This is a genomic window from Amycolatopsis sp. NPDC089917, assembly GCF_040684635.1.
Taxonomy (GTDB): Bacteria; Actinomycetota; Actinomycetes; order Mycobacteriales; family Pseudonocardiaceae; genus Amycolatopsis.
The window spans coordinates 268,443-281,986 of sequence record NZ_JBFBGL010000002.1; the positions used below are offsets into that span (position 1 = coordinate 268,443).

At 71.7% G+C, this 13,544-nt stretch carries 12 protein-coding genes; 6 read left to right on the forward strand and 6 right to left on the reverse strand.

The features are described 5' to 3' along the window. Positions 1-15: 15 nt before the first annotated feature. From AB0N89_RS03370 to AB0N89_RS03380, 3 genes are all read left to right on the forward strand, one after another. Positions 16-1,023: a hydroxyacid dehydrogenase gene (locus AB0N89_RS03370; protein WP_364199699.1), complete on the forward strand. Its 1,008-nt coding sequence runs from the start codon at positions 16-18 to the stop codon at positions 1,021-1,023. A 9-nt stretch (positions 1,024-1,032) separates the two neighbouring features. After that, positions 1,033-1,677, forward strand: a complete 645-nt coding sequence (locus tag AB0N89_RS03375; protein ID WP_364199701.1) for an alpha/beta hydrolase — start codon at positions 1,033-1,035, stop codon at positions 1,675-1,677. Positions 1,678-1,770: 93 nt separating this feature from the next. Next, a complete protein-coding gene (locus AB0N89_RS03380; protein ID WP_364199703.1) occupies positions 1,771-2,751 on the forward strand; it encodes a hypothetical protein in 981 nt (326 codons plus the stop codon). Between the two features lie 67 nt (positions 2,752-2,818). Here the strand turns inward: AB0N89_RS03380 and AB0N89_RS03385 are convergent, their stop codons facing one another. Continuing rightward, positions 2,819-3,310: a DUF6130 family protein gene (locus AB0N89_RS03385; RefSeq protein WP_364199705.1), complete on the reverse strand. Its 492-nt coding sequence runs from the start codon at positions 3,308-3,310 to the stop codon at positions 2,819-2,821. 158 nt (positions 3,311-3,468) lie between these two features. Between AB0N89_RS03385 and AB0N89_RS03390 the strand changes: the two genes are divergently transcribed. After that, the gene (locus AB0N89_RS03390) at positions 3,469-3,714 is read left to right on the forward strand and encodes a hypothetical protein (RefSeq protein WP_364199707.1); all 246 of its coding nucleotides are present in this window, start codon (positions 3,469-3,471) and stop codon (positions 3,712-3,714) included. 87 nt (positions 3,715-3,801) lie between these two features. Here the strand turns inward: AB0N89_RS03390 and AB0N89_RS03395 are convergent, their stop codons facing one another. Further along, positions 3,802-4,566, reverse strand: a complete 765-nt coding sequence (locus AB0N89_RS03395; protein ID WP_364199709.1) for a serine protease — start codon at positions 4,564-4,566, stop codon at positions 3,802-3,804. Positions 4,567-4,661: 95 nt separating this feature from the next. Between AB0N89_RS03395 and AB0N89_RS03400 the strand changes: the two genes are divergently transcribed. Further along, positions 4,662-5,768 carry a LysR family transcriptional regulator gene (locus AB0N89_RS03400; protein WP_364199711.1) on the forward strand — a complete coding sequence of 369 codons (1,107 nt, stop codon included), beginning with the start codon at positions 4,662-4,664 and terminating at the stop codon, positions 5,766-5,768. On the opposite strand, the gene AB0N89_RS03405 is transcribed toward AB0N89_RS03400, so the two are convergent. The 4 genes from AB0N89_RS03405 to AB0N89_RS03420 form a co-directional block, all read right to left on the reverse strand. Continuing rightward, positions 5,649-6,605, reverse strand: a complete 957-nt coding sequence (locus AB0N89_RS03405) for a LysR family transcriptional regulator (RefSeq protein ID WP_364199713.1) — start codon at positions 6,603-6,605, stop codon at positions 5,649-5,651. The genes AB0N89_RS03400 and AB0N89_RS03405 overlap by 120 nt on opposite strands. Before the next feature lie 41 nt (positions 6,606-6,646). Then, positions 6,647-7,288, reverse strand: a complete 642-nt coding sequence (locus tag AB0N89_RS03410; RefSeq protein WP_364199715.1) for a sigma-70 family RNA polymerase sigma factor — start codon at positions 7,286-7,288, stop codon at positions 6,647-6,649. Beyond that, positions 7,273-8,616, reverse strand: a complete 1,344-nt coding sequence (locus AB0N89_RS03415) for an alpha-lytic protease prodomain-containing protein (protein WP_364199717.1) — start codon at positions 8,614-8,616, stop codon at positions 7,273-7,275. The genes AB0N89_RS03410 and AB0N89_RS03415 overlap by 16 nt, the downstream gene beginning before the upstream one ends. Before the next feature lie 341 nt (positions 8,617-8,957). Beyond that, complete coding sequence (locus AB0N89_RS03420; protein WP_364199725.1) at positions 8,958-10,538, reverse strand: tannase/feruloyl esterase family alpha/beta hydrolase; 1,581 nt, start codon at positions 10,536-10,538, stop codon at positions 8,958-8,960. Positions 10,539-10,669: 131 nt separating this feature from the next. On the opposite strand from AB0N89_RS03420, the gene AB0N89_RS03425 reads away from it, so the two are divergent. Then, a complete protein-coding gene (locus tag AB0N89_RS03425) occupies positions 10,670-13,372 on the forward strand; it encodes an AAA family ATPase (protein ID WP_364199719.1) in 2,703 nt (900 codons plus the stop codon). The last annotated feature ends 172 nt before the right edge of the window (positions 13,373-13,544 follow it).

The following is a 13,544-nucleotide window of genomic DNA, read 5'->3' on the forward strand; positions in this document are numbered from 1 at the left end:
CCGACGGAGGTAGGGATGACCGAGCTGCAACACCGCCCGACAGCGCTTCTCGTGATGGAGGAACGCCGCCGCGACGACGTTTACCCCGAGGCGGTGCTGAAGGAGATCGGAACGCTGGTGGACCTGCGTGAGCCGCTCACCCGGGAGCGGCTGGCGGAGGATCCGGCGGCCCTGGAAGGCGTCGAGATCCTGTTGTCCGGCTGGGGTGCCCCGGTGCTGGACTCCGTCCTCTTGGGACACGCGGCGGACCTGCGTGCCGTGTTCGTCGCCGCCGGTTCTGTCCGGCCGCTGACCACGCCGGAGTTCTGGGCGCGTGAGCTGCCGATCGTGTCCGCCGCGGCCGCGAACGCCGTCCCGGTCGCCGAGTTCACCCTGGCCCAGGTCCTCTTAGGACTCAAGCAGGTGCATCGGATCTCGCGCGAGATCCGGGAGCGGAAGGCCTACCCGCCGGATCCGCGGGTCGCCGGGGCGTATCGGTCCCGGGTCGGCCTGCTCGGCCTTGGCGAGATCGGTGCTCTCGTCGCGTCCCATTTGCGCGCTTTCGACGTGGAAGTCCTGGCGAGTGACCCCGTCGTCGACGAGGCGCGGGCCGCCGAACTCGGCGTACGGCTGGTCGGTCTCGACGAACTGTTCGCCACGTGCCCCGTGGTCAGCCTGCACGCGCCGCTGCTCCCGGAGACCGAGGGGCTGGTGAACGGGGAACTGGTGGCCAGGATGGGCATCGGCGCGACCCTGATCAACACCGCCCGCGGCGCCGTGGTCGACGAGCCGTCGGTCGTCCCCGTGCTGGCCGAGCGCCCGGACCTCACGGCGATCCTGGACGTCACCTGGCCCGAACCACCGGAGCCGGACTCGCCGCTGTACACGCTGCCGAACGTCGTGCTCACCCCGCATCTGGCCGGCGCGCTGGGCGCCGAGCGCGCGCGGATGGGCGAGCTCGTGGCGGCGGAGCTGCGGCGGTTCGTGCTCGGGGAGCGACTCCAGTACGCCGTCGCGCCGGACCGGGCCCACCTGCGGGCCTAACCTGACGGGGTGACGCTCGCCTTTCGAGAGACCGGCCCCCGCTCCGGTGTGCCCGTCGTCCTGCTGCACGCCTTGGGCAGTAAATCCGGCACTTGGGACGATTTCGCCGGACGGCTGGAGCGCCGTGTCCTGGCCGTCGACCTGCCGGGACACGGCGACAGCGCCCCCGTGGAGAAGTACTCCCTCGAGACGATGGCCGACGCCGTGGCCGGACTCGTCGAAGACCAGGTGGATCTCGTCGGGCACTCGCTGGGTGGCCGGGTCGCCGTGCTGCTCGCCCAGCGCCTGCCCGGACGGGTGCGGCGGCTGGTCGTCGAGGACACCCCGCCACCTCCGGCCGCGGTGAAGGAGCCGCCGGCCCCGACGGCCGAGCCGGCCGAGCCGCTGCCGTTCGACTGGCGGCTGATCGATCCGATCATGACCGAACTCCGCACGCCCGACCCCGGCTGGTGGGAGCGGCTCGCCGCGATCACCGCGCCGACCTTGCTGGTCAGCGGCGGGCCGTCCAGCCACGTCACGCTCGAATCGCTGGAGCGGATGCGCGGGCTGATCCCGGACTGCCGTCTCGTGACCATCGAGGGTGCGGGGCACCGGGTGCATTCCGCCAGGCCGGAGGAGTTCGCGGCGGTGGCGGGGGAGTTCCTCGGGGCGTAAAGGGGGCGCGGACTCTCGCACGGGTCGGCATAATCCGGTCGGGGAGGTCCGGTGGTCGTGTTCACCTGCGCGGGTTGCGCGGCGGAGTTGACCGTGCCCGTTTCACGGGTCGCCCTCCCGGTTCACGCGCACAGCCGGTACGGGCACAGCCTGCTGCCGCCGCTCATGCGGGCGGGAACGTACGCCGTCGATCCCGAGCCGTTCGGCGCGCCACGGCGGCCGTGGAACGAGACCGACGCGGAAGCCCGGGGGATCTTCGCCCCGGTCGCCTCGCTTTCGGACGGACCCGCGGGATCGATCGTGCTGGCGCCGGGTGACACCCGCGGAACCGTGCTGATCCCCGAGCGATGCGGCGGCGACTGCTTCGGGGTGGACGGGCGGGACGGTCCCAACCTCGCGTGTGCCCGTTGTGGCCTGGAGGTCGGGACGCGGCTCGACGATTGCTCCCTTTGGCAGGAGGTGAGGCTCGTCCCGGAGGCCGTGAGGCGCGAGCCCGCCGGCGAGGTCCCCGAAGTGCCGGACTGGACGTTCGAGGGGGTGCCGCCTGTCGACCTCGACGGAATTTGGAGCCCGTACTGGGAAGCGGCCGCCGGGGAGGCGCTGGCGCACCTGCTCGCGGTTTCCGGGAACAGGACGATCGCCTTCCCCGAAGGTCTCATCGGCGAGATCTTCGCGGCGGCACTCACCGTGCTCCCTGCCGGATCGGCGTGCCGGAAGGCGGCCGTCGTGGGTCCGGGTTCGCCGGATTCCGGCGATATCGCGCTCGTGCCGCGGCATCCGGTGACCGGACGGCCGTGGCCGCGCTCCGGCGCCGCCGACGTGGTGCCGGTCGCCGCCGAAGTGTGGACGTGGCTGGCTTTCGGCCGCGACCCGGTGACCGCTCCCGTCTCCGGTGCCATGCCGGAGGGTGTGCTGCGGGACGACCCGCTGCCGAAACACCCGTGCGCGCGTTTCCGGCCTTCGGCGGAGGTCTTCCTGCACACTTTGGCGCGGCTCCCGGCCGTTCGGCAGCCGTGGTTGCGGGCGATCCACGACCGGGTTCGCGCGGATCCGTACGGCTGGTTCCGCGGTTAGCCCTCTGAATGCGGTGAATGTATAACGGCCTATACCGCGTGGCGTCGGCAGTGCCGTCCGATCGGCCTCAGTGGTGTCCACTTTGGACGGGGACGACGAAGGTGACCGTCTTCTCGTCGAGGATCTTGTGCGTCGGGTCGGCAAGCCCGATCCACACCTTGTGCTGCCCCACCGGCAGTGACTGGATGATGAGCGGCTCGCCGCTGCCGTCCGCCCAGTGCCACGCCGCGTCGTCGACGGTCACGTGGATGTGGCCGATCCGGGGTGAGACGTCGAGGGCGGCCGGGCCGTACACCGGCACGATCCGGAGGTTCTCCGCCCGGTATCGCAGCACGACCAGGCCCATCGCGAGCTGCTCGGGCAGCGGCGCGTCCACGACCAGCGAGGGTGACGGCTGCGAGGGCAGCGGCACCACGGGAGCGGGCGACCAGCCGGAGGCGGCGACGGCGGCAGGGGGAGCGGCAGCCGGTGGCGCGGGCGGCGGAGCGCTGCAAGCGGTGGTGGCCAAGACGGCGGTGAACAGGGCGGAGGTGAGGGCGAACTTCCCAAGAGCGGGCATGGACTTCACGCTAGGAGCGGCACCGGGACCGCGGCGCCCGTCGGACGACGTCATCGCTGTACGTCGCCGTGACACTTTCCGGTGATCACCAGCTGAACCGGGGTGATCCGGGGAATACCAGAGATATCGAACAGGGGGCGGAAGATAGGGAGAGCACGATGAAGTCTCGTCTCGCCGCGCTGGCGGCCACCTTCACGCTCTTGGTCTCCGCGGGCGCCATCGCCGCGTCGCCGGCTTCGGCGGACCCGGTTCCCGGCAGCCCGAACAAGTTCTACGCGTCGTGCGCCGTCGACCTCTTGGGCGTCCCGGTGGGATGCCTGGAGACTGACGAAGTGCACGCGACCCACCTCTGTCAGTACGTGATGACCGGGTTCGGGCTGGGGCTCGACTGCATCCAGCGCTGAACGGACGGAAACCGGGTGGGCGTCCCTGCGACGCACCCACCCGGCTCCCCTTCCCGGCGCGGTTCACCGGTCACCGCACCGGGAAGCTCACACCCCGGTGACCGAGGCGATCCACTGCCGGTGCGCGGTGACGTCGGTGTAGATCGTGTCGCCGGTACCGCACGACGGGCTGTTGTGGCCCGCGCGGCTCGTCGCACCCGCCAGCGCGCCCTGCACGACCAGCGGTCCGCCGGAGTCGCCGTAGCAGGCGGTCTGGTAGTTCGTGCTGTAGACGCACAGCTCGGACGAACCCTGGATGCCCTGGCAACGACTGTCCGGATCGATGCGGGTGTTGAGCTGCTTCAGGTTCGCCGGCGGCCTCGGTTCACATCCGCGCTGCGGGCAGGTCTGCCCCCAGCCGTACAGCGTGACCCCGGTCCCGGACGCGGGCGAGCCGGCCGCGATCTGGATCGGAGTGTTCTGCACGGGCTGCGCGAGCCGCACCAGGGCGATGTCGTTCGGCCCGGCCTGTCCGGTGTAGCTCGGATGTTTGATCATGCGCGACGCCGAGGTGAGGACTCCGCCGTACTGCCAGGTCTTCGAGCCGATGCGCAACTGCAGCGTCTGCTGCGGGATGCAGTGCGCCGCGGTCACGACCCATTGCGAAGAGATGAGCGAGCCGCCGCAGCCGTGGCTGCCGTTGACCTGGAGCGAAGCGATCCACGGGAAGTCGCCGGACGCCTGTCCGCCGCCGACGATGGCCGGGCCGACCTGTCCCGGTTCCTGGGCCGCCACCGGCGACGACACCGACAGCGCCGCCGCGCCCGCGACCAGCGGGATCAGGGCGGCGCGCAGCAGGGTACGCAGTCTCATGGGGAGTCCTCCTCGACGTTGAAGGGGATATGTCTGGTTCACCTTCGCCGCGCGAGGGCTTCCGGAGAACTCCCGGCTTTGTATAGCGTTCGTCTATGGAACTGGGGTTCCGGCAGTTGCGGGTGGTCCGCGCCATCGCCGAGACGGGGACGCTGTCCGCCGCCGCGGCCGCCCTCGGCCTAACCCAGCCCACCGTCACCGAAAGCCTGCGCCGGGCGGAACGCGCCGCGGGCGGCCCGCTGTTCCACCGGGACAGACGCGGCGCGCGGATCACGCCGCTGGGCGAGCTGGTCCTGGCCCACGCCCGCACCGTGCTGGAGGAACTGACCCGCCTCGAGTCCGCCATGGACCGGAACCGGTTCGGCACGCTGCCCGATCCCGTCCGGATCTGCGGGATCCCCGGTCAGCTGGTGGGGAATCTCGCGGTGGCCGTGCCGCGGGTGCTGTCCACCGGGGTCGAGGTCCGGGGCGCGCTGAGCGTCCCGGCGGCGCTGGACCTGCTCGCCGACCATCGGCTCGAAGTGCTCGTCGTGGTCGACTTCCCCGGCTACGTCCACGATCCGCCGCCGGAGGTCGTCCGGGCCACGGTCGCGAGGGAACCGCTGTTCGTCGCGGTCGCCGAACATCACCGGCTCGCGGGCCGCTCCGAGATCGCGCTGGAGGAACTCGCCGGCGAACGCTGGCTGAGCGTCGCCGACACCGCGGACCTCTCCGACACGGAGTTCACCGGCTATCTCGGCGACGTGTGCCGGGCGGCCGGGTTCAGCCCCGGGATCCGCACCCTGCCGGCGAGTGTCTGCGCGCAGCTGTGCGAGCTGGGCGAGGCAGTCCTCCCGATGGTGCCCGCCGCCCGGCGCCGCGGCGGGATCGACGTCATCCCGTTGCGCGGCAGCCCGTTGCGCATGACGACCCGGCTGTACTGGCACGAGCGCGGGCCGTTGGCCGGGGACGCCGTCCGCGCGTTGTGGGAAGAGCTCAAACGGGCGCAGCACGCCGTGATGGAGCTGCCGGACCTGTACCGCTCGTGGCTCGCCGGCAATCCACAGTGGACGACCACGGTGGATTCCTTCGAGGAGGCCAGGTCAGGTGCCGAGCCAGCCGGGGTTGGCGGCGGCCCACTCGGGAAGGCGGTGCCGGATGGCGGCCAGCTCGGTGATCGCGCGTACCAGTCCACTTCGGACGGCCGAGACGTCCACCGGTGATCCGTCGCGCCACAGCAGGAGATGCCTCGTCCTCAGCGGCACACCCCGCAGGGCCACCACGGAACCCGGCATCGTCGATCCGGAATCGAGCGATTGGGCCAGCGCCACCGCGCGGGAATCGCGCCGGACGGTCTGCCGCAGCACCATCGGTTCCAGCTCCTGCACGGTGATCGTGCCGAGGCCCGCCCGCGCGCACTGGTCGGTCAGGTGGTCGTGGAACTCGTCGTCCCCGCCCGCCACCGCCAGCCAGGACGAATCGGTGAGTTCCGCCAGTGACACCTCGCCGCGCCCGGCGATGGGATGCTTCGGGGACACGATCACGAAGACGGGTTCCGTCCCGACGGGAAGCATGTGGACCCCGTCCGGCGGGACGATCTCCTGACCGGGATGGTCCACGTACAGCGCCAGTTCCACCGTGCCGTCGAGAAGCGCGGTGAACAACGCGGTCCGGCTGTTCATCGCGAACAGCTCGACCGGACGTCCGGGGGCGGCCGCGGCGACCACGCCGCTCAGCGTCTCGGCGAAGACCGTGGGGAGCGCGCCGATCCGGAGCAGGCCCTCGGACGGCGCGCGATGGAACCGGCGGATCGCCAGGTCGAGTTCGTCGGCCGCGGCCAGGACCCGTCGCGCGTGGTTCAGGAGCACCTCGCCCAGCGCGGTGGGCCGCACGCCGTGCCGGTCCCGTTCGAACACCGTCCGGTCCAGCGCCCGCTCGACGCGGTGCAGCTGCGCGCTCAGCGCCGGCTGGGAGAGCCCGAGCGTGGACGCGGCCTTCGCGATGCTGCCCGCCGACGCGATCGCGTCGAGGAGGCGCAGGTGCCGGACGTCGATTTCCACCGGCCAAGTATGGCCGTCCCCGGGGCCGATGAGGGGGCTGATCACAGGTCGTCCTCGCTGATGATCGTGCGAAGTTTGTGCAGGGCGCGATGCTGGGCGACCCGGACCATGCCGGGGCTCACCCGCAGGACCGCACCCGTCTCGGGCGCCGACATGCCGACCGTGATCCGCAGCCGGAGGATCTCCTGCTGGATGCCGGGCAGGGCGCTCATCAACCGGGTCAGCCGGTCGTGACCGTCGACGGCGAGGGCGTGCCACTCGGGTTCGTCGGTCTCGGGCGTCGCGCGGTCGGGCGGGTCGGGCGTGGGTTCGGACCTGTCCCGCGCTCGCCTCCGGAAGGCGGCGGCGACCTTCCGGGCGGCGATGCGGAGGACGGCGGTGAGGAAGGAACCGCCGGCGGCGCGGGCCGTCGGAAGCGTGGCGAGGACCGCGAGACAAGTCTCCTGCGCGACGTCCTCCGCGGCGATCACGCGGACGTCCGTCCCGCCCATCCGGCTTCGGCAGTAGTCCGCGACGACCGGCTGGACGATGTTCATCAACTCGTTCGTGGCCGCGGCGTCACCGCGGCTGGCGCGGGGGACGAGGGATTCGAGATCCGTCGCCCACGCGCCGTCGTCAGGGGGAGGAACCGCCCCCGGCGAGGTGAGGTCGCCGGGGGCGGTCCAGGTCAGGCGAGTTCCCAAAGCGCGGGCACGTTCGGCGGTTCCCAGCCGGGCATGGAGGTGTGCGGCTGGATCACGCGGTAGTTGCTGCCGCCGTAGGTGGCGGTCGCGCCGGAGCCGTAGTAGGTGTACGGCGCCCAGGTGCCGCCCGGCGGGTTCGACGTCGTCGGGCCGGTCGGGGTGGTGGTCGTCGTCGGCTGGCTGGTGCTGGTCGGCCCGCCGCCGCTGACGGTCAGGCGCAGGTTGTAGACGCTCAGGATCTCCGAGATCGGCTGGAAGTAGGTCGTGCCGCCGGAGGTGCAGTTGCCGGAGCCACCGGAGGTGACGCCCTGCGCCTGGTCGCCGCTGATCCACGAACCGCCGGAGTCGCCGGGTTCGGCGCAGGCGTTGGTCCTGGTCAGGCCGGTGATCGTGCCTTCGGGATAGGTGACCGAGGCGTTCTTCTGCAGGATGGTGCCGCAGTGCCAGCCCGTGGTGGACCCGGAACGGCAGACCGACGAGTTGAGCGCGGCCTCGGTCGAACCGGCGACCGGAACGGTGCCCGGGTAGCGGTTCACCAGCGCGCGCGGGGTGTTGCCGGCGTCGGCGCGGACCCAGGCGTAGTCGTTGCCGGGGAAGCTCGAACCGGCGACGCTCCCGCTCGGGTTCGAAGTGCGGGTCCCGGTGGTGCCGCAGTGGCCCGCGGTCACGAAACCGCCGTCGACCGCGAAGCCGATGGAGCAGCGGCCCGAGCCGAAGGTGTAGGCGTTGCCGCCGATGATGTCGATCAGCGCGCGCGGCTGCTCGGTGCTGGCTTCGATCCGGAGCAGGTCGGCCCGCACACCTGACTCGGCCGCCCACGACTTCGCGGCGGCCTCGCCACCGGCGTTGGCCAGCACGACGACGGAGTTGGTGAGGATGTCGGTGTACCAGCCGGGCACGGTCTTCGGTGCCTTGGTGGACTTGGCGTCCAGCCGCAGCTTCGCCGCGTCGAGGTCGGCGGCGCTGCGGGTGACGGTCTTCGGGGTCGCGCCGGCGGCGCGCACGAGGTCGGCCTGGGCGGCGTCGGTGACCGCCACGGTGAGCGTGGTCCCGGAGGCATCCAGCCACGATCCCGCGTACGACGTGCCGAGCTGCTTCTTCAGCGTGTTGTCGGCGACCGCGGCGCGCTGCTCGCTCGCGAGCCGGAGCTTGGCCTGCTCGGGGCTGATCTTCAGGTCGCGCGCCATCGCGGCCAGGACGTCCGACTGGGTCTGGTCTGCCGAGGTGGCCTGCTGACCGGCACTCGCGCTGGGGGTGAGCGCGATGGCGGTGAGCAGGCCTGCCCCGGTTATGGCCGCGGCTGTCGCGGCGAGGATCTTTCTGTTCATGTCGACGCTTTCCTCGGAAACGGGCGGGGGAGGGGAGATGCGTTCCCGACCGTACGAGGCGTATCACTCGACTGGTACATACCATTTGGGTCATATCGCCCGGCTCGAACGCGGGGTGATATGACGGTATGTCGTGGTGATTTCGTTGCGGTGCAAAGAGTTTCGGTCACCGGGAACGGTGCCGTTTCGAGTGTCCGAATTGCTCCGCCGCGATGTCCTCGATTGTGAATACCGTACTTTTGAGGGGTAGGGCAAAGGTAACCCCGGAAGTTCTCACAGAGTGAGGAAGTGCCCGTCGTGCCGGAGGGGGCGGCGGCACGACGGGCACGGGTGCGGGGACCTCAGTGAGCGGTGCAGCGGTAGCTCGACGCCACCGCCGGGTCACCGTGGCCGCGGTAGCGCGAGACCTGCGGATACGGGCAGAGATCGCGGGTGAGCGTCTTGTCGGCGTTCGCCGCGGGCAGGGTCGACGGCGCCTTGCCGTGTTCGACCCAGTCCACGAGCGCGCCCAGGGCGTTCGTCGGTGCCGCGCCCGCGCCGCCGAAGCAGTGCGCGACGCCCGGGGCGAGGAACAGGCGATAGAAGTCGTCGACCCGCCTCGGGCCGCCCATCTCCCGCTCGACCTCGTGGCGGTACCGCAGCGTCCCGCCCGGCGGGATCAGCTGGTCGTCACTGCCGACGAAGGTGATCAGCTTGCCGCCCGCGCGGCGGAAGCCCGACAGATCCGGGTCCGAGGTCCCGATGACGTCGTCGTACTCCCGCATCGACTGGCGGAACAGGTCGGCGAACTGGCGGTAGGTGATCTTCTCGGTGTCGAACCCGGGCTGCTTCTTCAGGAACGTCCGCACCCAGCCCGTGGCCACCGGGAACCCGGGAGCGTCCGTCACCGGGCCGAAGTCGGCGCCCTGGGGAAGACCCGCCCAGAGCCGCCGCCCGTGTTCGTCGGCCGGCCCGGCCCAGATCTTGCGCACGACCTCGGCGTCCGCCGCGGTGACGGTGACCTCCTTGCCTTCGCAGAGCACCTTCGTGCCGACGAGGGACCGGGGGTCGTAGCCGCATTCGTCGGGCCGGTCCACGATGCCGTTGGTGACGCCGTCCCGGCTGTCGCAGGCCTTGATCGCGGCCTGCCGGAAGGCGGTGAAGACACAGCTGGAGGGGAAGGTCTTCTCCTGGTTCATCACTACCCGCGGCCAGAGGGTCGCGACCGCGAACTCCGCCCAGTGCACGGCGGGCGCGTTCGCCAGGACGCCGTCGAAGTCCCCGGGATACCGCTGGGCTTCGGAGTAGCCCTGCCGCCCACCGGTCGAGCAGCCGTTCCAGTACGAGTAGCCGACCGCGCGCTGATAGAACTTCTGGGTCACGTCCTTCCCGATGACGGCGGCCTCGTGCACGGAACGGGTCGCGAAGTTCGTGACCAGCGGCTTGTTGATCTCACCCTGGGGAGTCAGCGCCCACGAGGTGTCGAGGAAGGTCAGGGGGACACCGGCGTCGGTCGTCACGCCGCTGTAGCCGTCCTTGACCGCCTGGACGAGCGGCGCGCCGAAGTCGCCGGCGGTGTAGGCGCTGCCGCCGACCGCCTGGAGCCTGCCCGTCCACCCGGTCCGCGGGAGCGCGATGGCGACCTTGACGTGGTCGCCCGCCTTCCCGTGGGTCAGCGTGACGGTGATTTCGCAGTACGCGGGCACGCCGGTGATCGGGGCGGGCGCCGAGAACGGCGTGGGCGGGAACGTGACGGTCCCGCCCGGCTTCTGCGCCGCCTCGACCGATTCGATCCGCGCGCCCGAGGGGGCCGACACGGGGACCGCCGCGCACGACGACGTCGTCGCCGCTTCGGCGGGCGCCGTCTGCGTGACCGAGGTCAGCACCAGCGGCAGCAAGGCGGCCAACGGCGCCGCCGCCAGGAACATCTTCTTGCGTCTCATCACTTTCCCGAAGTTAGGCCGATCGTGTTGACACGGCGTCTACATCCTGTGGACGCCGCCGGGGAGTCCTGATGGGACCGTTTGGGTATCGTCGGACCGGGCCATCCGGCCGAGGGGAGGAACGCCGCACCATGCCGCTTTTCGGACGGGAAGCCGAGCTGAAGGACCTGGGCGAGCTCGTCGACGGGCCGGCCGCGGGCTGCGGCGGGGTCCTCGTCCAGGGGGAACCCGGCATCGGCAAGTCCGCCGTCGTGGCGGAGGCCGTCGCCGCGGCGACGGTCGGCGGCCTGCGGGTGCTGCGCACGACCGGCGTCGAGGCGGAACGGAACTTCGCCTACGCGGCCCTGCACCAGCTGCTCCATCCGGTGCGGGCCGGCATCGACACCTTGCCCGCGCCGCAGCGTTCCGCGCTCTGGGCGGCACTCGGGCTCGCCGAATCGGCGGAGCCCAACCCGTACTTCGTCGGCCTCGCCGCGTTGACGCTGCTTTCGGAGGAGGCGGCGGTCAAACCGTTGCTGATCGTCGCCGAGGACGTCCACTGGACGGACCGCGAGAGCGCCGACGTCCTCGCGTTCGTGGCCAGGCGGATCGACACCGAGCCGATCGTCCTGATCGCGACCCTCCGGGACGGCGAGCCGTCGCCGCTGCGCGACGCGGGACTATCCTCAATGGACCTGGAACGCCTGCCCGGCGACGTGGCGGCCGAGTTGCTCGACTCCGTCGCCCCCGGGCTGAGCTCCCCGGTCCGGTCCCGCCTGCTCGCCGAGGCCGCCGGGAATCCGCTGGCCCTGACCGAACTGCCGTCGGCCGTGACCGAGGCGCCCGATCCCGTGCTGCCGCTCACCGAACGGCTCGAGCGCACGTTCGGCGCCCGGTTCACCGCCCTGCCGGAACCCGTGCGCACGACCTTGCTGGTCGCCGCGCTCAACGAGACCGGCTCGATCACGGAAACCCTCGCGGTGGCGAGCACGCTGCTGGGCGAAGACGTCCAGCTGTCTGCCCTGGCGCCTGCCGCCGACGCGCGGTTGATCGACCTCGAACCGAGGACGGTGTCGTTCCGGCACCCGCTGATGCGGTCGGCGATCCCCGCGTCGGTGCCGCTGGAGGAACGGCGGCGCGCACACCTGGCCCTGGCCGGGATGCTCCACGAGCAGCCCGATCGCCGGGCCTGGCATCAGGCGGCCGCGGCGACCGGAGCCGATGAAGCCGTGGCGCGGGAACTGGAGAACGCCGCGGACCGGGCGCGGCATCGCGGCGGCACGACGGCCGCCGTCGCCGCGCTGGAGCAGGCGGCCCGGCTGAGCGGCGATCCGGAACGGCGGGCGGACCGGTTGCTGCGCGCGGCCGAGCTCGCCGTCGAATCCGGCGGCCGCGAGACGGCCGAACGCCTCGTCCGGGACGCGCGCGCGGGGGAACTCACGCCACGGCAACGAACGACGGCGAGCTGGCTGCTCAGCGGATTCGAGGACGGCGTCCGCGAGGACCTCTCCCGGGTCGGCGAACTGGCGCGGCTGGCCGAGTCGGTCGCGGGAGAAGGAACCCCGGATCCGGCGATGCGCGTCCTGTGGGGCGCGGCCATGCGCTGCTTCTGGGCCGAACCCGGCGCCGAGGCGCGGCGGACGTTGCTGGCCGTCGCGGACGGTCTCCCGGTCGAGAACTCGGACCCGCGCCTGGTCGCCGTCGCCGCGTACGTGGCGCCGTTCGAACGGGCGGAATCCGTGCTCGGCGAGTTGCGTGGACTCGCGGCCACCACGGGAACCGACCCCGAGGTCGACCGCTTTCTCGGCAGCGCGTCACTCCAGGTCGGCGCCGTCGACCTGGCCGCCCGGTTCTCCGCCGCCGCGGCACCGGGACTGCGGGCGCAGGGCAGGCTCGGCTTGCTGCCTCGGGCCTTGGCTGTCCAGGCGTGGAGCCGGGTCCGGCTCGGCGACCTCGCGACGGCTGTCCCGGTCGCGGCGGAGGCGGCCAAATTCGCCAAGGAGACCGGGCAGCCGTTCATGTACGGCCTCGCCACCGCGGTCCAGGCGGAGATCGCCGCGCTGCGGGGCGAGCACAAGCAGGCCAAGGCCCTGGCCGACGAGGCCGAACGGACCGGGCTCGCCGCCGGCGCCCGGCCGGTACTGGCGACGGTGCAGCTGGCCAGGGGCATCACGGCGGCGAGCGAGGGCCGGTTCGACGACGCGTTCGCCGATCTGCGGCGGCTGTTCGACCCCGCCGATCCCGCCTACCAGCTGGCGCTGCGCGTCTACTTCGTCGCGGACCTCACCGAGGTCGCGATCCGGGCGGGACAGGTCGACGCGCTGCGCGAGATCGTCGCGGAGATGGAGCGACTGGCCCTGTCGAGCCCGGCGCCCGCTTTGCACATCGGACTGCGCTACGCCCGCGCGGTACTCGACCCGAGCGACGAGCTCTTCGAGACCGCGTTGGGAGCCGAGCTGGACGGATGGCCCGCCGAACGCGGGCGCCTGCACCTGGCCTACGGCGAATGGCTGCGACGGCAGCGGCGCGCCGTGGACTCGCGGGCGCATCTGCGCACCGCGCGGGAGACGTTCGACGCGCTCGGCATGACCGCTTGGGCGGACCGCGCACGTCGTGAACTGCGGAGCGCGGGGGAGTCCAGCCCCAATCGCGGCCCCGACGCGCGCGAGAAGCTGACCCCGCACGAGCTGAGCATCGTGCAACTGGCGGCGGAGGGACTGACGAACCGGGAGATCGGGCAGCGCCTCTACCTGTCCCACCGGACGGTGGGGACGCATCTGCACCGGATCTTCCCGAAGGTGGGAGTGACCTCGCGGGCCGAGTTGAAAGATGTCGTGAGTGAATTGGGACGTTAGTGAGAGGTGAGGCGAAAGTGGCTTTCGCGACACCTTTGAACCCTTCGGCGCCCCTTCCCCTCGCTCATCGCCGCCGAGCACCAGTCCGTGAAGGCCTCCTTGAGGGACCCAGGGTCCCTCACGTCGCGGACGTCCTCTTCGGTGATTACAACCCCACCGGCAAGTTGCCGGT